The 19,310-nt window shown below is 71.4% G+C and carries 20 protein-coding genes; 10 read left to right on the forward strand and 10 right to left on the reverse strand.

Going from position 1 to position 19,310, the window contains the following annotated elements:
• Window positions 1–68 precede the first annotated feature (68 nt).
• Window positions 69–1,139 carry an ArsA family ATPase gene (locus tag NKI68_RS12550; RefSeq protein WP_254543440.1) on the forward strand — a complete coding sequence of 357 codons (1,071 nt, stop codon included), beginning with the start codon at window positions 69–71 and terminating at the stop codon, window positions 1,137–1,139.
• 87 nt (window positions 1,140–1,226) lie between these two features.
• Here NKI68_RS12550 and NKI68_RS12555 read toward each other — a convergent pair whose 3' ends face one another.
• From NKI68_RS12555 to NKI68_RS12575, 5 genes are all read right to left on the reverse strand, one after another.
• The gene (locus tag NKI68_RS12555; RefSeq protein ID WP_254543441.1) at window positions 1,227–2,570 is read right to left on the reverse strand and encodes a glycerate kinase type-2 family protein; all 1,344 of its coding nucleotides are present in this window, start codon (window positions 2,568–2,570) and stop codon (window positions 1,227–1,229) included.
• A gap of 4 nt (window positions 2,571–2,574) precedes the next feature.
• Complete coding sequence (locus NKI68_RS12560) at window positions 2,575–3,396, reverse strand: SDR family oxidoreductase (RefSeq protein ID WP_254543442.1); 822 nt, start codon at window positions 3,394–3,396, stop codon at window positions 2,575–2,577.
• A gap of 24 nt (window positions 3,397–3,420) precedes the next feature.
• Window positions 3,421–4,176, reverse strand: coding sequence for an endonuclease V (locus tag NKI68_RS12565; RefSeq protein ID WP_254543443.1), 756 nt, complete (start codon window positions 4,174–4,176; stop codon window positions 3,421–3,423).
• Between the two features lie 3 nt (window positions 4,177–4,179).
• On the reverse strand, window positions 4,180–5,076 hold the full coding sequence (locus tag NKI68_RS12570) for a rhomboid family intramembrane serine protease (RefSeq protein WP_254543444.1): 897 nt from the start codon (window positions 5,074–5,076) through the stop codon (window positions 4,180–4,182).
• A gap of 62 nt (window positions 5,077–5,138) precedes the next feature.
• Window positions 5,139–6,230: a diacylglycerol/lipid kinase family protein gene (locus NKI68_RS12575; protein WP_254543445.1), complete on the reverse strand. Its 1,092-nt coding sequence runs from the start codon at window positions 6,228–6,230 to the stop codon at window positions 5,139–5,141.
• 86 nt (window positions 6,231–6,316) lie between these two features.
• On the opposite strand from NKI68_RS12575, the gene NKI68_RS12580 reads away from it, so the two are divergent.
• Complete coding sequence (locus tag NKI68_RS12580; RefSeq protein WP_254543446.1) at window positions 6,317–7,750, forward strand: TIGR00341 family protein; 1,434 nt, start codon at window positions 6,317–6,319, stop codon at window positions 7,748–7,750.
• On the opposite strand, the gene NKI68_RS12585 is transcribed toward NKI68_RS12580, so the two are convergent.
• Together NKI68_RS12585 and NKI68_RS12590 are read right to left on the reverse strand one after the other, a co-directional pair.
• The gene (locus NKI68_RS12585) at window positions 7,661–8,119 is read right to left on the reverse strand and encodes an MGMT family protein (protein WP_254543447.1); all 459 of its coding nucleotides are present in this window, start codon (window positions 8,117–8,119) and stop codon (window positions 7,661–7,663) included. The genes NKI68_RS12580 and NKI68_RS12585 overlap by 90 nt on opposite strands.
• A gap of 141 nt (window positions 8,120–8,260) precedes the next feature.
• Complete coding sequence (locus NKI68_RS12590; protein WP_254543448.1) at window positions 8,261–8,908, reverse strand: esterase/lipase family protein; 648 nt, start codon at window positions 8,906–8,908, stop codon at window positions 8,261–8,263.
• 86 nt (window positions 8,909–8,994) lie between these two features.
• Between NKI68_RS12590 and trpC the strand changes: the two genes are divergently transcribed.
• The 4 genes from trpC to NKI68_RS12610 are packed head-to-tail and all read left to right on the forward strand — an operon-like array spanning window position 8,995 to window position 12,736.
• The gene (gene trpC, locus NKI68_RS12595) at window positions 8,995–9,789 is read left to right on the forward strand and encodes an indole-3-glycerol phosphate synthase (protein WP_254543449.1); all 795 of its coding nucleotides are present in this window, start codon (window positions 8,995–8,997) and stop codon (window positions 9,787–9,789) included.
• A complete protein-coding gene (trpB, locus tag NKI68_RS12600) occupies window positions 9,786–11,027 on the forward strand; it encodes a tryptophan synthase subunit beta (protein ID WP_254543450.1) in 1,242 nt (413 codons plus the stop codon). The genes trpC and trpB overlap by 4 nt, the downstream gene beginning before the upstream one ends.
• On the forward strand, window positions 11,024–11,914 hold the full coding sequence (trpA, locus tag NKI68_RS12605; RefSeq protein WP_254543451.1) for a tryptophan synthase subunit alpha: 891 nt from the start codon (window positions 11,024–11,026) through the stop codon (window positions 11,912–11,914). Before trpB ends, trpA begins: the two co-directional genes overlap by 4 nt.
• 27 nt (window positions 11,915–11,941) lie before the next feature.
• Window positions 11,942–12,736, forward strand: a complete 795-nt coding sequence (locus NKI68_RS12610; RefSeq protein ID WP_254543452.1) for a 2-amino-3,7-dideoxy-D-threo-hept-6-ulosonate synthase — start codon at window positions 11,942–11,944, stop codon at window positions 12,734–12,736.
• A gap of 53 nt (window positions 12,737–12,789) precedes the next feature.
• Here the strand turns inward: NKI68_RS12610 and NKI68_RS12615 are convergent, their stop codons facing one another.
• Window positions 12,790–13,458: an HAD family hydrolase gene (locus NKI68_RS12615; protein ID WP_254543453.1), complete on the reverse strand. Its 669-nt coding sequence runs from the start codon at window positions 13,456–13,458 to the stop codon at window positions 12,790–12,792.
• 261 nt (window positions 13,459–13,719) lie between these two features.
• Here NKI68_RS12615 and NKI68_RS12620 point away from each other — a divergent pair, with 261 nt between their 5' ends.
• From NKI68_RS12620 to NKI68_RS12630, 3 genes are all read left to right on the forward strand, one after another.
• Complete coding sequence (locus tag NKI68_RS12620; protein ID WP_254543454.1) at window positions 13,720–14,901, forward strand: 3-dehydroquinate synthase II; 1,182 nt, start codon at window positions 13,720–13,722, stop codon at window positions 14,899–14,901.
• A 664-nt stretch (window positions 14,902–15,565) separates the two neighbouring features.
• On the forward strand, window positions 15,566–16,261 hold the full coding sequence (locus tag NKI68_RS12625) for a thioredoxin domain-containing protein (protein ID WP_254543455.1): 696 nt from the start codon (window positions 15,566–15,568) through the stop codon (window positions 16,259–16,261).
• Between the two features lies 1 nt (window position 16,262).
• Entirely contained in the window at window positions 16,263–16,709 is a 447-nt protein-coding gene (locus NKI68_RS12630; protein ID WP_254543456.1) for a disulfide bond formation protein B, read from the forward strand.
• Here the strand turns inward: NKI68_RS12630 and NKI68_RS12635 are convergent.
• Window positions 16,664–17,467 (reverse strand): endonuclease III domain-containing protein, encoded by an 804-nt coding sequence (locus NKI68_RS12635; protein WP_254543457.1) that lies wholly within the window; start codon window positions 17,465–17,467, stop codon window positions 16,664–16,666. The genes NKI68_RS12630 and NKI68_RS12635 overlap by 46 nt on opposite strands.
• A 75-nt stretch (window positions 17,468–17,542) precedes the next feature.
• Window positions 17,543–17,995: a DUF371 domain-containing protein gene (locus NKI68_RS12640; RefSeq protein ID WP_254543458.1), complete on the reverse strand. Its 453-nt coding sequence runs from the start codon at window positions 17,993–17,995 to the stop codon at window positions 17,543–17,545.
• A gap of 336 nt (window positions 17,996–18,331) precedes the next feature.
• Here NKI68_RS12640 and NKI68_RS12645 point away from each other — a divergent pair, with 336 nt between their 5' ends.
• Window positions 18,332–19,222: a coiled-coil protein gene (locus NKI68_RS12645; protein WP_254543459.1), complete on the forward strand. Its 891-nt coding sequence runs from the start codon at window positions 18,332–18,334 to the stop codon at window positions 19,220–19,222.
• Window positions 19,223–19,310 lie beyond the last annotated feature (88 nt).

A 19,310-nucleotide genomic window follows, 5' to 3' on the forward strand; every position in this document is an offset into this window, starting at 1 on the left:
ACTTGAACCTTCGTCGGGCGTCGCAGGACACCAACGAGTACTCAAGTCGTCGCCGGGTAGCCCCGGCAATGAGCGCGAATCCGGACGCGGACGCGGTCGAGCGCGGGAGCGCCGACGAGTTCGAGGTCGAGGTCGAGGCCGTCGAGTCGCTCGACGACGAGGACTTCACGCCGGAGGGCGTCGACGCCCCGCGGTACGTTCTCTACGGCGGGAAGGGCGGGGTGGGAAAGACGACGATGGCGGCGGCGACGGCGCTCGCGAGCGCGAGCGACGGGACGCCCACGCTCGTCGTCTCGACGGACCCGGCGCACTCGCTGTCGGACGTGCTGGAGACGGCCATCCCGAGCGAACCGGGACGGATCCGCGACGACGTCCCCCTCTACGCGGTGGAGATCGACCCCGAGGCGGCGGAGGCGACGCCGTTCGAGCAGGGGTTCGGCGGCATGGACGAACTGTTCGGCGGGGGCGAGGCGAACCCGATGGGCGGCGCGATGCCCGGGGCCGACGAGACGGCCGCTCTCCAGTTGCTGCTCGAGTACCTCGACGACGAGCGCTTCGAGCGCGTCGTCGTGGACACCGCGCCGACGGGCCACACGCTCCGCCTGCTCTCGCTGCCCGAGGCGCTCGACTCGATGGTCGGGCGGATCCTCGCCTTCCGCGAGCGGATGAGCGGGATGCTCGGGGAGATGCCCGGCCCGTTCGGCGACCCGGACGCGAGCGAGGGCCTCGACCGACTGCGCGACCTCTCCGATCGCATCCAGCGCCTGCGCGCGGCGCTCTCTGACCCCGCGCGAACCGACTTCCGGGTGGTGATGGTCCCCGAACGGCTGAGCGTCGTCGAGTCCGAGCGCCTGCTCCGCGAACTGGACGACTTCGGCGTGCCCGCGCAATCGGTCGTCGTCAACCGCGTCACGGAGGACCTATCGAACGTGGTCGGCTCGGACGCGGACGTCGACTGGTTCGTCAAGCCCGACACGGAGGGCTGTGAGTTCTGCAAGCGCCGGTGGCAGAGCCAGCAGAAGGCGCTCCACCGCGCGCAGGAGGTGTTCCGCTCCCGCGAGATCAAGCGCGTCCCGATGTTCGCCGACGAGGTGAGCGGCGAGGCGATGCTGCGGGTCGTCGCGGCCTGCCTCGACTGAGGGCGGGGCGACCGTCGATCTGCCGCGTCGATCCGTCGGACCGTCGGACCGTCGGTCCGTCGAATCGCTCTGACCGTCGGCTCGCCCTCAGTCCGCCGCGGCGTCGGGCGTATCCTCCGGCGCGTCGAGCACGACGACCCGGAGGTCGTTCACGTTCGTCGCGCTGTCGACGCGCAGCAGCGCGTCGCGGGCGGCGAGGAAGGGGTAGGCGTCGTTGGCCGCGAGGGCGTCGCGAGCGGCCTCCGCGTCCTCGGGAGGGACGGTCCCGGCGTCGACGAGCGCCCCCGCCACGTCGGTCCCGCCGTCCCGCCCGTCCGTGTCCACGCTGGCGAACGTCGCGTCCTCGGGGAGTTCGAGCGCCGCCGCGAGCGCGAACTCGAGGTTCGGCCCGCCGGTGCCGTCGCCGCGAACGGTGACGGTGCACTCGCCCGCCGAGAGGAGGACGGCGGGCGGGTCGGCAGGCTCGCCGGCGGCGAGACACTCCTCCGCGACGGCGACGTGCGCGAGGGCGATCTCGCGCGCCTCCCCGCGCATCCCCGACGCGAGCACGAGCGGATCGTAGCCCGCCTCGCGAGCGACCGCGCCGGCCGCGTCGAGCGCGGTGCGCGCCGTCACGAGCATGTGAGTGTGCACGTGCGAGGCGTCGACTTCCTCGTCGGATCGTTCCCGCAGCGCGGCGCGGACCGACTCCGGCACCGTCACGTCGTAGCGGTCGAGGACCGTCTCGGCGTCGAGGTCGGGGAGGGTCGGACAGAACGGCCCGCTCGCGATCACGGCGGGGTCGTCGCCGACCACGTCGCTCACGAGCAGCGCGACGACGGTCGCCGGGGTCGACGCCGCGGCGAGACCGCCGCCCTTGACCCGCGAGAGGCGCTTTCGCACGGCGTTGATCGCCTCGATGGGCGCGCCGCTCTCGACCAGCGCGCGCGTCGTCGCCCGCATCTCGTCGAGCGGGACGGTCGGCGCGACGAGCAGCGCGCTCCCGCCGCCGGTGACGGGCGCGAGCACGAGCGTCCGCTCGTCGGCCGATTCGAGCAGGGAGACGACGCGCCCGGTGGCCGCGACGCCGCGCTCGCTCGGGATCGGGTGGTCGCCGACCGCGACCTCGACGCGGTCGAGGTCCTCCGTCCCGTCTCCGTCCCCGTCCTCGTCTCCGCCCGGGCGTCCCGGGTCGTCGGTCACGACCACTCCCTCGTCGATCCGCTCGCCGAGGACGGTCTCCAGCCCGCGAGCGACCGCGACGGCGGCCTTCCCGCCGCCCGCGACGACGACCCGGTCGTAGTCCGCGAGGTCGAACGCGGCGTCCCCGACGCGGAGCGTCTCGCCGTCGAGCGCGACCCGCTCGCGCACGGCGCGCTCCGGATCGGCGGCGGCGACGCCCGCCTCGACGCACTCGCGGGCGACGGTTCGCGGGGAACGTGTGTCGGTCATGGGGTCACAGCAGGCGCTCGAGCAGCGAGAAGGCGGTGTCGCGCGCGCCGTCGGGCAGGTAGCGCGCCTTCAGGCTCAGTTCGGCGAACCCGCCGACCGGGTAGCGCGCCCGGGGGTCGGGCGTCACGGCGGCCTCGAGGACGGTGCGCGCCACCTGGTCGGGGCGGACGGCGATCGGGCTCTGCCCGCCGAAGACCTCGCCGTCGTCGTAGAGGCGGTAGACCGTCTCGTAGGCGTCCGACCGGGGGAGTTCCTCCAGTTCGCCGTTGGCGCGCTCGGCGAAGCCGGTCTCGACGGGGCCGGGTTCGACCAGCACCGCCCGGACGCCGTGGGGTGCCACTTCGTTGCGCAGCGCGTCGGTGAGCGCCTCCAGGGCGAACTTCGAGGCCGCGTACGCCCCCATCCCGGGCGTCGAGATCCGCCCGGCGACGCTGGAGACGTTGACGACGCGCCCCTCGCCGCGTTCGCGCATGTGCGGCAGCACCGCGCGCATCAGCCGGTGGGGGCCGTAGACGTTCACCTCGAACTGGCGGTGGAGCGCGTCGGTCGTGACGTCCTCGACGGGGCCGAACTGCCCGTAGCCCGCGTTGTTCACGAGGCAGTCGAGACGGCCCTGCTCCCCGAGGACGGCGTCGACGACGGCGCGAACCTGCTCCTCGTCGGTGACGTCGAGTTCGGCCGTCTCGCAGCCGAGGTCCGCGAGGTCGACGAGGTCGGCGGCGTCGCGGGCGGTCGCGTAGACGGTCCAGTCGTCGTCGAGGAACGCGCGGGCGGTCGCCCGACCGATGCCGGACGAACAGCCCGTGATGAGCGCGGTCTTTGCCATGGTTTCGACACACTCCCCCCGACCTTAAGAATCGCCGCCTCGATCGACGCTCCGTTTCACCTCGTCTGCGTACCCATCGGCCAGCCGCGTCGGTTCGGGGAGCTTGTACCCGCCCCGGCAGGCGAGGACGACGTCGGCCGCCGTCTCGGCGCTCACGCGGTGGCCCGGCGAGACGTAGAGCGGGTTGATGCGGTAGGAGTCGAACTGCCGGGTCTGGACGGCGTAGCCGACGACGGTCCCGTTCGGCGCGTCCACGCGGCCGTTCGCCTCGATCGCGACGCGCGCTCCCTCCGCCAGTTCGTCGGTGGGGGAGACGGGCCGGCCGCACAGCAGGCTCTTTGCCACCCCCACGGCGGGCACGTCGAGCGCGACGCCCATGTGGGTCGCCAGGCCGGCCTGCCGGAAGTGGATGCGGCCGCTGCCGTCGAACAGCACCAGGTCGGGCCGCGCGTCGAGCGCCTCGAAGGCGTCGAGGATGGGGCCGCCCTCGCGGAAGGAGAGCAGGCCGGGCACGTAGGGGAACTCCGTCGGCGAGACGGAGCGAGCGCGCTCCACGACCGTGTCGCCCCGGAGGACGACCACGACGCTCACCACCCGGTCGTCGAGGAAGGCCTGATCGACGCCCGCGACGAGCGGGCCCTCCGGCCGGCCTGCGCGCGCGGGGTCGAACTCGAAGCGGTCCTCGAAGACGGCGCTCGCGGCGATCTCGCGCTGGGTCGCCTCCATCTCCTCGCGCGAGGCGGCCGCGTCGGGTCGGAACTCGGGGCGGGCGACCTCCATGGGTCAGAAGGGGCCGCGGCCGCGACCGGGGCCGCCCGGCCCGCCGCCGAACTGGACCTGGCTCGTCGCCCGGACGCCCTGCCGGCGGGCGTACTCGCCGTAGGCGAGGCCGATCACGAGGCCGATGAGGTGGGCGAAGTGGGCGACGCCGCCGCCGAAGAGGTCGACGCTGAACACGCCGGCCACGGACAGCGCCGCGTACCCGAACGTGAGCACCCAGATCGGGATGGGGATGAAGAAGTAGAGGTACACCTTGAGGTCCGGGTTCAGGACGGTGAGCACCCCGAGGATCGCCATGATCGCGCCGCTCGCCCCGAGGACGGCGGTCGGGTCGCCCATCGCGAGGCCGAGGCCGACCTGGGCGAGTCCGGCCGCGATCCCGCTCACCAGGAACAGCGCGGCGAAGGTCCTCGAGCCGACGTACCGCTCGGTCAGCGGGCCGAAGAAGAACAGCACGATGGCGTTCCCGAGGATGTGGTAGAAGCCGAAGGGAGCGTGGGAGAACACCGACGTCACCCACGTCCAGACGTACCAGACGTTCCGCGAGGAGAGGACGAAGATGGAGAGGAACGCGTCCTGCCCGAGCGTCGCGAGCACGATCTGCTCGGCGATGAACACCAGGACGATGATCCCGAGAAAGAGGTAGGAGACGTTCCCCCGGAAGTACGAGAGCGGGCCGCCGGCCCTCGCGACGCGCTGGCGGGCCGTCGCGACCCGCCCCTGGTCGTTCACGCTGTCGTCGAAACCGCTGTCGAACACGCCGCCCGGGTCGCCCCAGTTCTGCAGGCCGGGGCAGTCGTGAGCCTCGGGAAGCCGGTGGTCGCCACAGTAGGTGCCGCCGCAGTGCCGGCAGCGATACGGCAGGTTCTCCTGCTTCCCACACACGTCGCACGTGGCCATTACCCGACGCTACGAGTCAGGCGACAAAGGGGTTTGGGGTCGCCTCCGGCCCGCACGGGCGTTCACGTCGCCGGATCGGGGTCGTAGTCGGGCCCGACCAGCACGGGGAGGGCGGCCGGGACCGCGGACAGCGAGAGCGACTCGCGCGTCGAGAGTTCGCCGTCGAGGCTCACCGAGACGGGACCGTCGAGGAAGGCGACGTCGGCCGCCGAGGCGTCGAACCGGGTCACGCCCCCCGTCTCGCGGTCGAACAGTCGATGGACCGCCGCCTCGCGGAGCGCCCGCAGGGGCGCGAGCGACTCGACGACCACCACCTCCAGCAGTCCGTCCTCGACGTCCCCCTGTCCGCCCTCGCCGGTGAACCGGCGGCTGTTGCCCACGAGCAGGCAGAGGGCGTCGCCCGACCACGTCCGCCCGCCGGTCGGCGTCTCCATCGAGAGTTCGACCGGGTGCGGTTCGTACGCGGTGGCCTCGCTGACGGCGCTCACCACGAAGGCGAGCGTCCCGAGGCGGGCCTTCAGGCCGGAGCCGGCGGCCCCGCTCGCGGCCGCGGGGAACCCCGCGACGCAGGACATGACGAACACCGCCCCCTCGTCGGTCGCTCCCGCGTCGTTGGGTGCATCCACACGGTCGGATGCTTCCGCGCCGTCGGTCGTTCCGGCGTCGTCCTCGTCCGGCCCGTCGAGGCGGTCGGGCGCGTCCCGCCCGCGCGCGGAGCGTCGCTCCGCGCCCCGAACTCGACCGACGTCGATGCGGCGACGGCGACCCGCGTCGAGCGCGTCGAAGCCGTCGTCGAGCGTCTCGACGCCGAGATTTCCGGCGAAGAGGTTCGCCGTCCCCGCCGGGAGGACGCCGAGGGTCACCGCGTCGAGCGCGTCGGCCTCGGCGAGCGCCCCGACGACGGTGTTGACCGTACCGTCGCCGCCGCAGGGCGCGAGGACGTCCACGCCGTCGTCGAGGGCACCCCGCGTCGCCCGGCGCGCGTCGGCCGCGGAGTCGGTCTCGACGACCTCGTAGCCGCGCTCGTCCGCGACGGCGCGAACCCGTCCGGCGTGGTCGGCGCTCCCGCTCTCGGGGTTGAGCACGATGCGGACTCGAGTACCGGTCTGCAGATCGGTCGCGCCGGGGGACCTCTCGTCTGGTGCGCGATCCATGTCACCGGGTAGCCGTCAGAGACTGAATAGCCCCTCGGTCACCCGATCCGCCAGTGGGAAGGTGGTAGCGATCGAACGCCACACTCATGCGGCTCATCGAGCTGTCGATCCCCGACGATAAGCGGGAGGCGGTCGTCGGGCTACTCGACGATCGGGACCTCCGGTTCACGTTGACCGACGAGGTCTCGGGGCGGGAGTACGGTGCGGTCGTCTCCGTGCCGGTCGACGACGACGCGGTCGAGGACCTCCTCGACGCCTTCCGCGACGTGGGCATCGACCGGGACGGGTACGCGGTCGTCAGCGACGTGCGGGCGGTGCTCTCGGATCGGGTCGACGAGCAGGGCGAGGAGATGGCGGAGAGCGGCGAGGAGCCGATCCAGCGAAACCGCATCTCGCGCGACGAACTCCGGACGCAGGCCGCCGAGATGGCGGAGATAACGCCCAACTTCGCCGTCTTCACCGTCATCAGCGCCGTCGTCGCCGCGGCGGGGCTGCTGACCGACAGCGCGGCGGTGGTCGTCGGGAGCATGGTCATCGCGCCGCTGCTCGGCCCGGCCGTCGGCGCGAGCGTCGGCAGCGTCGTGAACGACGAGGACCTGTTCCGCGAGGGCGTCTCGGCGCAGGCGCTGGGACTCGTCCTCGCCGTCCTGAGCGCGACGCTGTTCGGCCTGTTCGCGAAGGCGACGCTCATGCCGAACGTCGAACTCAGGACGCTGAGCGAGGTCGCCTCGCGCGTCAACCCCGGGGCGCTCTCGCTGGTCGTCGCGCTCGGCTCCGGCGCGGCGGGGGCGCTCTCGGTGAGCGCGGGCGCGAGCGCGCCGCTCGTCGGCGTGATGATCGCGGCGGCGCTCATCCCGCCCGCGGCGGCCGTCGGCCTCGGCGTCGCGTACGGCGACCCCCTCCTCGTCGTCAGCGCGTCGATCCTGGTGCTCGTGAACGTCCTCTCGATCAACCTCACCAGCCTCGGCGTCCTCTGGCTGCGCGGGTACCGCCCCCACCACTGGTTCGAGCAGCAGGTCGTCCGCAGGGCGACGCTCGAGCGCACCGCGGCGCTCGTCCTGGGGATCGCGCTCCTGTCGTCGTTCCTCGTGATCACGACGGCTGACCTCCAGCGCAACGCCGCCTTCGAGGACACCGTCGAGGAGGTCGCCGCCGACAGCGACATGCGGGTGCTGTCGATCCGCATCGACTACGAGACGGGCTACTTCTCCCGGCAACCGAGCGTCGTGACGGTCCGCGCGCTCGGCGCGTCGCCCGACGCCGCGGCGGAACTCCGCGAGGCGATCCGCGAGCGGACGGCCCTCGACGTGGGCGTGGTGGTCATCCGCGAGAACGCGGTCGCCGCGGGGAACGTGAGTCACAGCGGGAGCGGCGAGGCGGCGTCGAACGTCACCGGCGCGATCGAGTTCAGTCGACCGACGGATCCGTCCTCACAGCCCCTCCAGGCTCCGCAACCGCTGTTCGACCTCCGGCGGGGCGGCGCTCGGCCCGTCGCGGACGCGGTGGTCCGGGATCAGTAGCGGCGCGGGGTTCGACGCGAGCGCGTCGCGGACGACGTTCCGGTCGTCGTCGCTGTCGGCGTCGAGGCCGGCCGTCCGGGCGAGGCGCTCTACGGACACCTGCTCGCCGTAGGGGATCGCCCGGGTCGCCTCCAGCACCGTCCGGTGGGCGGTCGGGACGGTGAGCGCCACGGTCACGTCCTCGAAGTCGTCGCGCTCGCCCTCCAGGTAGGCGACGACGCGTTCGAGCAGCGGGTGATCCGGTTCCGCGTCGTCCTCCGGCGCGGCGGGGAACGAGACCGAGATGACGCGACCGCTCGCGATCCCGAGCTGTACGTATCGCTCCAGGTACGCGGACTCCCGCGCGAAGATACCCGACTCGTCTTCCATGACGTGGACGACGGCGACGGGGGGTATCAACGTTCGCCCGGGCGGTCCCTCGCGATTCGACCGGTCGATCCCTCGCGATTCGACCGGTCGATCCCTCGCGATTCGCCCGGTCGATCCCTCGCGATTCGCCCGGGGAGTCCCTCACAGCAGCGCGGCGTAGCGTTCGAACACGGTTCTGTCGGAGACGAGCGACATGTGGCCGGGACCCGAGACGCGGACGTTGGTGACGTTGGTCGCCTCGAAGGGGAGCGCGGCGCTCCGTCCGGGGCGGATGAGGCCGTCGTCGTCGCTCCAGACCGCCGTGTAGGAGACCCCGCGGGGCGGCGCGCGCTCGTTGAGCGTCGAGAGCAGATCGCTGTCGGGCATCATCGCTCGACCGCCCGGGGTGAACAGGTGCATGTACGCGAGGTCCGTCCCCCGGTGGGGCGTGCCGAGGGTCACGAGGTCGTCGACGTTCGCCGCCCCGCCCTCGCGCTCGACGTACCAGCGCGCGCCGAGACCGCCCATCGAGTGGGCGACGATGTCGACGCGGCTGTCGTGACGGTCGCGCAACTCCTCGACCCGGCGGCCGATCAGCCGGGCGTAGTGGCGGGGCGACCAGAGCGTCGTCCCCAGGAGGGGTCCGAAGCTGAGCGTCGAGACGCGCCGCTCGTCGTACCCCAGGCGGTGAAAGTACCGCTCGAGCGTTCCCCACCACGGGGTCTGTCCCGTGTCGCCGTAGCCGTGAACCAGTAGCACGGGCTCGTCGCCCGGCGTCAGGTCGTCTCCCCCGCTGTCCAAGGTCGCCATCACCTCCCGGTACGTCACGGGGGTGAAAAAGTCCGCGGCCCCGTGACGCAAGCCTTATGTCCAGACTAGTACATCAGTGATCAACGATGGACACTAACGAGTCGCTCGCGCCCGCCGTCGAGTCGATCCTCGCGGCGGCGCGGGAGCGCCCGGATCCCGGCGGTGCGGTCTCCGTGACGCCGCGGGACTTCCCCGGCGCGCTCGCGGCGGCCGAGGCGGACGGCCGGACGCCGCTGATCGCGGAGGTGAAGCCCACGAGCCCGACCACGCGCGGCGAGAACGACGACGACCCCGTCGAACTCGCGCGGGCGATGGTCGAGGGCGGCGCGGCGGCCCTCTCGGTGCTCACCGAACCCGAGCACTTCGGGGGCTCCCCCGAGACGCTCCGGCGCGTCCGCGAGGCCGTCGACGTGCCCGTCCTGCGGAAGGACTTCCTGCTCTCGCCCGGGCACCTGGACGCCGTCGAGGCGGACGCGGTGCTGCTCATCGCCCGCTTCCTCGACGATCTCCCCGGGATGCTGGCGGCGGCGCGCGAGCGCGGGTTCCAGGCGCTCGTGGAGGTACACAGCAGGGGGGAGCTGCGCGAGGCGCTCGACGCCGGCGCGGCGATCGTCGGCGTCAACAACCGCGACCTCGCGCGCCTGGAGGTCGACCTCGGCACCTTCGAGCGCGTGGCGGCCGACGCGCCCGCGGACGTGACCCTGATCGCCGAGAGCGGCATCTCGACGCCCGAGGACGCCCGCCGGATGCGCGCGGCGGGCGCGGACGGCCTGCTGGTCGGGACGGCGATCATGCGCGGCGGGCTAGCGGCGGTCCCCGGGAACGTGCGGCGGCTCGCTTCCGCAGAGGATACGGCCGACGAGGACGACTACGACACATGAGTTCAGGCACGTTCGGACGGTACGGCGGGCAGTACGTCCCGGAGGCGCTGATGCCCGCCCTGGAGGAACTGGAGGACGCCTACGAGCGGTACGTCCTCGACAACGAGGACGGGTTCGTAGACGAGTTCAGGGAGCGCCTCCGCGACTTCGGCGGGCGACCGACGCCGCTCCAGCCCGCAGAGCAGTTGAGCGCGCGCTACGACGCCGAGGTCTACCTCAAGCGCGAGGACCTGCTCCACGGCGGGGCGCACAAGCTCAACAACGCCCTCGGGCAGGTCCTGCTGGCGAAGTACATGGGCAAGGAGCGGATCGTCGCGGAGACGGGCGCGGGCCAGCACGGCACCGCGACGGCGATGGCCGCGGCCCACCTCGGGATGCCCTGCGAGGTGTACATGGGCCGCCGGGACACGAACCGCCAGCGCCCTAACGTCTTCCGGATGCGGCTCAACGGGGCGACCGTGACCCCCGTCGACACCGGACGGGGCACCCTCAAGGAGGCCATTAGCGAGACGATGCGCGACTGGGCGACGACCGTCGAGACGACCCACTACGTCATCGGGAGCGTCGTCGGCCCCCACCCCTTCCCGGCGATGGTGCGGGACTTCCAGTCGGTCATCTCCGAGGAGGCCAGAGGACAGGTGCGCGAGCGGGCGGGGCGGCTCCCGTCGAGCGTCGTCGCCTGCGCGGGCGGCGGGTCGAACACGATGGGCGCGTTCTCGGCGTTCGTCCCCGACGAGGGGGTGTCGCTGTTCGCCGTCGAGGCTGGCGGGGCCTCCCTCCGAGTGGACGAGGAGCGGGGCGTCGCGCCCAACTCCGCGTCGCTCTCGACCGGCAGCGAGGGCGTCCTCCACGGCGCGCGCACGAAGCTCCTGCAGGACGCGGACGGACAGATCGTCGAGTCACACAGCGTCTCCTCGGGGCTCGACTACGCGGGCGTCGGGCCGGAGCTGGCCCACCTCGTGGACGAGGGACGGGTCGCGCCGGTCACCGTGGACGACGATGCCGCAGTCGAGGGGTTCCACCGCCTCTCCCAGGAGGAGGGGATCATCCCCGCGCTGGAGACCGCCCACGCGATCGCGTGGCTGGAGGACGCGACGCCCGAACAGCTCGGCGACTGCGTCGTCGTCTGCGTCTCGGGGCGCGGCGACAAGGACCTCGAGTCGGTCGTCGAGGAGACCGCGAAGCGCGACGTGCCGAACGCGCCCGACATGGACGTCTTCCGGGGGGACACGCGGTGAGCCGCATCCCCGAGGCCTTCGCCGACGGGCCGGCGTTCGTCCCCTACCTCGCGGCGGGCGATCCCGACTTCGAGTCCAGCCTCGAGTACGTCGAGTCGCTCGCCCGCGGCGGCGCGGACCTGATCGAACTCGGCCTCCCCTTCTCGGAACCCATCGCGGAGGGGCCGACGATCCAGGGGGCGGTCGTCCGCGCGCTGGAGGGCGGCATGACTCCCGAGCGCTTCTTCGAGTTCGTCGAGGCGCTGGACGTGGACGTGCCGCTCGTCTGCATGACCTACTACAACCTGATCTACCAGTACGGGAGGCGCGCGTCGCGGGGCGACGCAGAGCGCGCCGGTGGCGGGGCCGCGAGCGGCGCAGTCGGCGAGCCGGGGCCGGAGCCGTTCGTCCGGCGGGCCGCCGAGGTCGGCGTCGACGGGTTCGTCGTCCCGGACCTCCCGGCTGAGGAGGCGGACCCGCTGCGCGAGGCGTGCGACGAGTACGACCGCGACCTGGTGTTCGTCGTCGCGCCGACGACGCGCGGTGAGCGCCTCGAACGGATCATGGAGCGCGTGTCCGGCTACGTCTACGTTCAGGCGCGGCTGGGCGTCACCGGCGCGCGCGCCGACGTGAGCGACCAGACGGCGGCCAGCCTCGACCGGCTCTCGGCGTGGGACGTGCCGAAGGCCGTCGGCTTCGGCATCAGCTCGGGCGAGAACGCCCGCGAGGTGGTGACGGCGGGCGCGGACGGCGTCATCGTCGGGAGCGCGCTGGTCGACATCGTAGCCGAGGGCGTCGAGACCGGCGCGCCCGTCGAGGAGACGGCCGCGCGCCTGGAGGCGAAGGCCCGCGAGCTGAAGGAGGGCGCGCTGGCGGGGGAAGACGTGACGGGATCGGAACGGACTTGAACCGACCTGACAGAGAGTGACATACCAATGAACGCAGGAACACGAGCACGACTCGACCGCATCGGGACCGACGGCCGCTACCTCGTCGTCCCGATGGACCACGGGATAACGCTCGGGGCCGTCCGCGGCCTCAAGGACATCGAATCGACCATCGACGCCGTGACCCGCGGCGGGGCCGACTGCGTCCTCACGCAGAAGGGGATCGCCCCACGCGTCCACCCGAACAAGAACGGGAAGGGGTACGTCGTCCACCTGAACGCCTCGACGGTCATCGGACCGGACAGCGACGACAAACGGCTGACCGGCACCGTCGAGGAGGCCGTCCGGGCGGGGGCCGACGCCGTCTCGTTCCACATCAACGTCGGCTCGAACTACGAGCCGAAGCAGATCGAGGAACTCGCGCGGGTCGCCGACGACGCCGACCGCCTCGGCATGCCCCTGCTGGCGATGACCTACGCGCGCGGTCCCGGGATCGACGAACACGACGCCCAGGCGCTCGGGCACGCCGTCCGCCTCGGCGAGGAACTCGGCGCGGACCTCATCAAGACGGCCTACAGCGGCGACGCCGAGAGCTTCGCGCACGTCGTCGAGTCGACGCGCCTGCCGGTCGTCATCGCCGGCGGCGCGCCCGAGGGCGACCACGCGACGCTCGCGGCCGTCCGCGGCGCGATGGACGCGGGCGCGGCCGGGGTGTCGATGGGCCGCTCGATCTTCCAGCACGACGACCCCGAGGCGATCACGCGCGCCGTCTCTGCCGTGATACACGACGACGCGAGCGCCGACGACGCGCTCGACCGCGCGGGGCTGTCCGTCGAGGCCTGAGCAGAGCGACCGCTACCCGATTTCTCTCCCGTTCCGAATAGTCCACGCCCCGCTCAGAGCAGGTCGGGGAGGTCGTGGAGCGTGTCGATCGTGTGGCTGGGCGTCGGCCCCTCCCGGAGCGACTCGGCGTGGGGCACCCAGACCGACCGCAGGCCGAGGGCGTTCGCGCCGGCCACGTCCGAGCCGAGGGAGTCGCCGACGTGCAGCGCCTCGCCCGGCGCGGCGGAGAGCGCGGAGAGCGCCCGCTCGAAGGGTTCGGCGTCCGGCTTGACGGGCATCGCGCCGCCGGCGTAGACGGACGTCTCGAAGGCGTCCCCGAAGTCGAGGGCGTCGAGCTTCGCGCGCTGGACGGCCCGCCCGCCGTTCGTGACGAGGCCGAGGCGGTACTCCTCGCTCAGCGCGTCGACGGTCTCGCGCGCGCCGGGAAGGAGTCGCACGTCCGCGGGGTCGGGGTCGACGTAGGCCGCGGCGAGGTCGTCGGCGACCGCGGGATCGCGGTCCAGTTCGCGGGCGATGCCGCCGAAGACCTGCTCGCGGAGGTCGAGCGCGCTCTCGGCGGAGACGCGGGGGAGCCAGCGGTGGACGTCGGCGGTCTCGAAGAACGGGTCGACGCCGACGCGCTCGAAGGCGGCCGCGAGGCGGTCGGAGAAGGTCGTCGTGTGTTCGCAGAGGGTGTTGTCCAGATCGAAGAGGACGGTCGTCGGGGTCCGAGTCGTAGTCACTTATCTACGGTAGTCCGGCGCGGCGCATAAGCGTTCGCTCCGGGTGGGAAATCGAACGGGGGCGACCGCTCGACGGCTGCGAACCACGCTGCGCGCGCCTCCGGCGTGCTTGCGGGTTCTCGCTCGCCGAGCGGGAGGGGGCGTTCGGAGGCGTCGTCGGTGACGGCCCCACCGGCAGAACCCTCTCATCCGACCGCTACTCCAGTGTCGGCGCGTGGAACATCCACCACGTTCAATAGCACCCCCACCCACGCCCCGGTCATGACACGTGCCGTCTGGCTGAAAGCGGACGACGAGGTGGGCGACTGGGACGCGCGACGACGACGCATCACCGCCGGGCTGGAAGCGGGGGTCGACTGGGTGCTGGTCGACCGCGACGACGTCGACCGCGTGCGGGAACTCGGGCAGGTGAACGTCGCGGCCTTCGCGGGCGACGACGTGCACGTCCTCGACGCCGAGCCGAAGGCGCGGGCGGAGCCGGACGCGCTCATCGTCGGCAAGGGCACCGAGGGCGACGGGACGGTCGACCTGCCCGGGGACTTCTCCGGCTCCGCCGACCTCACTACCCTCCGGCGGGGCAACGGGGCAGCCGACGGCGCGTACGTCCGCATCCTGAACGAGGGGTACGAGGCGTTCGCGGAGGCGGCCGCGGGAGACGCGGACTACACCATCGTCGTCGGCGAGGACTGGAAGATCATCCCCCTCGAGAACCTCATCGCGCGGATCGGCGAGGAGACGACGCTCGTCGCGGGCGTCACGAGCGCGGAGGAGGCGAAGACCGCCTTCGAGACGCTCGAACACGGCGCGGACGCCGTCCTGCTCGACGCCGACGATCCCGACGAGATCCGCCGCACGGTCGACCTGCGCGACGCGTCCGACCGCGAGCGACTCGACCTGCGCTGGGCGACCGTGACGGCGGTGGAGCAGACCGGCAGTGCCGACCGCGTCTGCGTCGACACCGGGAGCCTCTTCGACCACGACGAGGGGCTGCTCGTCGGGAGCATGTCCCGGGGTCTGTTCTTCGTCCACGCCGAGACGGCGGAGTCGCCCTACGTCGCCTCCCGCCCGTTCCGCGTCAACGCGGGCGCGGTCCACGCCTACGTCCGCACGCCCGACGGGAAGACGAAGTACCTCGCCGAACTCAAGAGCGGCGACGAGGTGCAGGTCGTCGACACCGAGGGAAACACCCGCGAGGCGATCGTCGGGCGGTCGAAGATCGAGCGCCGCCCCATGTTCCGCGTGCAGGCCGAACTCGGCGGCGACGGCGAGACCGCCGACGTGGTCGAGACGCTGCTCCAGAACGCAGAGACCATCAAGGTCGCCACCCGCGAGGGCCGGAAGGCCGTCACCGACCTCGCGGAGGGCGACGAAGTGCTCGTCTACTACGAGACGACCGCCCGCCACTTCGGCGAGGAGGTCGAGGAGACGATCATCGAGCAGTAGGCGACCACCACCTCTTGCTCCGCCACCTTTTGCTGCGCCACCTTTTGCTGCGGTCGCTCGCTTCGCTCGCTCCCTGGCAAAAGCTGGAGCAAAACCCTCCTCACCCTCTCAGTCGCTTCGCTCCGTCGAGGGATTCGTCGGTCCGCTCGCTCGGCGCTTCGCGCCTCGCTCACGGCCGGCACTGCCGGCCGTTCGCGTCGTCCGCGGGACTCTCTGAGTCCCGCGCTCCTCGCGGGTGTCGCGCTGGTGCTATCGGTGGTAGTCGGGCCGGTCGAATCGCTCGCCCGTTCCGTACCTTTATAACGGAAGACGGGGCCAGAACCCCCCGTGAGCTAACTTCCGTCGCGGGGCGCTCGCGGGTGCGCGACGCCACGCCCCGCGAACTGATCCCGCCGCGGCGTCGCCTGCTCGCCAGGACGGTTTGCTGTACTCGCTCGGCACTGCGCGCCTCGCCCGCTGGCAAACCCTCCACCAGAACCGCGCCTCATCTCCTCAGTCGCTCCGCTCCGCTCCGTCGAGGAGTCGGCGCGTCCGCTCGCTCCCGCTGGTCGCTCGCGGGACGGCGCGCTCGGCTACGGAACTCGGTCGTCGCCGCTCGGCCGATTCGCCGTGCGAATTCGCGCCGACCACAAACTTGATTCGCGTTACCCCGGTAACAGGATCAATGACCCTCTCCCGACGGCGGTTCCTCGCCGCGGCCGGTGCGACTGGCGTGGTCGGACTCGCCGGCTGTCTCGGCTCGAGCGAGACGATGCCCGACGGTCCCGTGACGAAGGCCCCCGTTCCGAAGTCGCCCGGCGACTACACCTACGCGACGATGGGCGACGGCGGGAAGCCCGTCGTGACGTACATCGGGAACTGGAAGTGCGTCTACTGCGCGGCGTTCAGCACGAACTACCTGAAGGACATCGTGACGAAGTACGTCGAGCCGGGAAAGCTCAGCCTGGAGTTCCGCTCGTGGCCGAACCTCATCGGTCCCGACGACGTTCGGGCCGCGCGCGCCGGACTCGCCGTCTGGAACGTCGACCCGAAGACGTACTGGACGTACCACGAGTACGTGATGGCGAACCAGCCACCCGAGAGCCAGGAGTGGGCGACGACGGACAAGCTGGTGAGCTTCGCGGAGAGCGCGGGCGTCTCCAACCCCGAGGCCGTCAGGCGGGCGCTCGAGGACGGGACGTACCAGCAGCCGGTGCAGGCGAACCGGCAGTACATCGAGAAGCTACGCCGGCGATACCCCGAACTGCGCGGGACGCCCGCGCTCATCGTCGACGGGACGTTCGTCCCCCCGATCAGGGACCGGGAGGGGAACCCGACCGAGGAGGTCAAGCAGGCGCTCCAGCGGGTCGCCGAGAACTGAGATGCGCGTGCGCCCGAGACGCTGGCTCGCCGCCGCGACCGCCTTCGCCCTCGTCTCGACCGCCGGGAGCCTCTACTTTAGCCTCGGCCTCGGGCTGGTCCCCTGTGACCTCTGCTGGTACCAGCGCATCCTGATGTACCCGCTCGTGCTCGTCCTCGGCGTGGCGGCGATCGAGGAGCGCGTCGGCGTCTACCGCACCGCCCTTCCGCTCGCGGTCGGCGGGATCGCCATCGCCGCCTACCACTCCTATATCCAGTTCGCCCAGGCGTCCGGCCCCGCGATCTGTTCGGTCGGGAGCTGTTCGGCCGTCCAGTGGACCGCGCCCGTCCTCGGGCTGACGATCCCGAACCTCTCGCTGATCGGGTTCACGCTGATCACGCTCTCGCTCGTCGGGATGGTCCGTCAGGCGGCGTCCGCTGGATCCTCGACCTCGCCCGTCTCGGGGTAGACGCCCACCTGATCGCAGAGGTCCGACAGGGGGCACGCCTCGGGGTCGTCCAGGCAGGCGGGTTTCCGCGCCGTGCAGTACTCCCGCCCGAACTGGATCGTCGCGGTGTGACCGAAGCCGCACTTCTCGGCGGGAACCCGCTCCTCCAGCACCGCCCTGACGCCCTCGTGGTCGGCGTCCGGCGGCGCGACCCCGAGCCGTCGGTAGATCCGGTGGACGTGGGTGTCCACGGGGAAGACGCCGTCGCGACCGGCGGCGAACAGGAGGACGCAGTCGGCCGTCTTGGGACCGACGCCGTTCATCCCGAGCAGCGTCTCCCGGACTGCGTCGTAGTCGGCGGTGCGGACGTACTCGTCGAAGCCCGACGCCCCGCCGTACTCCTCGACGACGCGCTCGGCGACCGCGAGGAGCACCTTCGACTTCTGGTTGTACAGGCCAGCGGAGGAGATGGTCTCGGCGAGTTCGTTCCGATCCGCGTCGGCGAGCGACGCGGCCAGATCGCCGCCCGACTCGCCGCCGTATCTCGCCATCAGGTCGTCGTGGGCGGGTTGGCTCGCCTTGTCGCTCGTGTTCTGGCTGAGGATCGTGCGGACGAGGCACTCGAAGGCGTCCTGCCCGCCGTAGGTCTTCTGCCAGTACAGCGCGCCGAGGCGGTCCACGACGGCCTCCGCGCGGGAGGTGCCGTCCCCCGGCCGGAACTCGGAGAACCGACCGCCGCCCGCCGACCCGCCGCTTATGTTCTCCGCGGGTTCGTCCATGCGCGGCGTAGGTCCGGCGACGTGATAGGTTCGGCGGTGAGCGACGATACAGCGGTACCGTCCTCCGGCCGGGGATCACTCGACGCTGAGCGCCACCGTCAGTTCCGCCCCCTCGGCGAGCGCGGCCACGAGGTCCCGATCGAGGTCGGCGGCGGCCGCGTCGGCTGCCACCATGGCCGTCCGGTCGTCCACGTAGTCGCTCGTCCTGAACACCATGCTCCGGTCGCCGGCGAAGGTGAGATCCGGGTGGCCTCGCCCCGTCACCGTCTGCTCGCGCCCGCCCGCGGCGAGCGTGACCGCGATCGTCGCGTCCGCGTCGCGGCAGGCCTCGACGAACGCCGGCTCGAGGTCGCTCGGGACGCGGTCGGCCTCGACGCCGACGATGCAGTCGCCCGCCGGCGTCAGCCAGTCGTCGCTGGTCACCTCGAACGTGCTCTCGTGGGTCGCGCGGACGTGTTCGTGGCCGCGGGCGCGGACGATCTGTCGGTCGCCTCCGCCCGTGTCGTCCGTGCCGTCCGTGTCGTCCATGGTACTCGATCGACGCGGCGCGCACTTGAGCGGGTCGTTCCGTGCGAGGGCGTTCGGGTCAACCGTTCGACGGGTCGACGGTTCATTTATGCGAGCGAGCGCGACCGTGCGAACGCGTCACGAGCCGCGTAAGGGCGTGCGTGGACGTTTCAGTGCCCGAGAATTGGAAAAGGCTTAAGTAGTGTCTACTGGTAAGACCAGGTACCAGAACGCCTCTGGCGTTGCGGGTGTATCGAACGGCGACCAGAATGATAGGAGACCCTGATTATCGACCGGTTGCTATCTCCGAGAGATACTCCGCCGTCGGAGCCGGTAATGGACAGTAGCGAGCTAACCATGGCAGAGACTATCGACGAATCCAAGAACGTAGAACTCACCGAAGAGGACCTCGAAACCAAATCCAAGGGCCAGCTGATCAAACGCGCGGGCCAGCTCCGAGATCGACGGAACGAGCTCAACCAGATGGCCTCGGATCGCGCGTCCAAGCGCGACGAACTGAACGCGAAGACGCGGGAGAAGGTGGACGAGGCCCAGGAACACCGCGAGAAGCGCGACGAACTGAACGAGCAGGTTCAGGAACACAAGCAGAAGCGCAACGAGCTGAACGCGAAGGCGAACGAACTCTTCTCGAAGGTCGACGAGGCGAAGTCGGACCTCGATCTCGACGACGGAAAGAGCCTCGAACAGCTCAAGGAGGAGATCGAACAGCTCGAGTTCCGCCAGCAGACCGAGGTCCTGAGCACGGAGGACGAGCGCGAACTCATCGAGAAGATCGAGCGCAAGCGCGACCAGTACCAGGAGCGAAAGCAGAAGCTCGATCAGACCGACGGCATCGACGGCCTCAAGGAGGAGGCCCAGGAGGTCCGCGCCGAGGCGTCGAAGCACCACCAGAAGGTGACGGAACTCGCCGACAAGGCCCAGGAGCACCACAACAAGATGATCGAGGCCTACCGCGAGGCCGACGACATCCGCGACGAGGCGGACGCCGCCCACGAGCGCTTCGTCGAGGCTCAGGAGGCCGCAGACCGCCACCACGAGGACTTCGTCCGCGTCCAGAAGCGCCTGCGCGAACTCGACAAGGCCGAGGAGCGCGAGCGCAAGGACGAACGCGCCCAGAAGCGCGCCGAGGCCAAGAAGGAGGCCGAGGAGATCTACCAGAAGTTCAAGGAAGGCGAGACCCTCGACACCGAGGACCTGATGAAGCTCCAGAAGTCCGGACTGCTCTAACTACCGCCGTTCTCTCGGGGTCCTCTCCCCTACGTTCGTTCTGACACGCGATCCGCCGGAGCGGAGCGGACGCCAGGTCGCTCGATCG

The sequence above is a fragment of the Halomarina pelagica genome, from assembly GCF_024228315.1.
In the GTDB taxonomy this organism is placed as follows: Archaea; Halobacteriota; Halobacteria; order Halobacteriales; family Haloarculaceae; genus Halomarina; species Halomarina pelagica.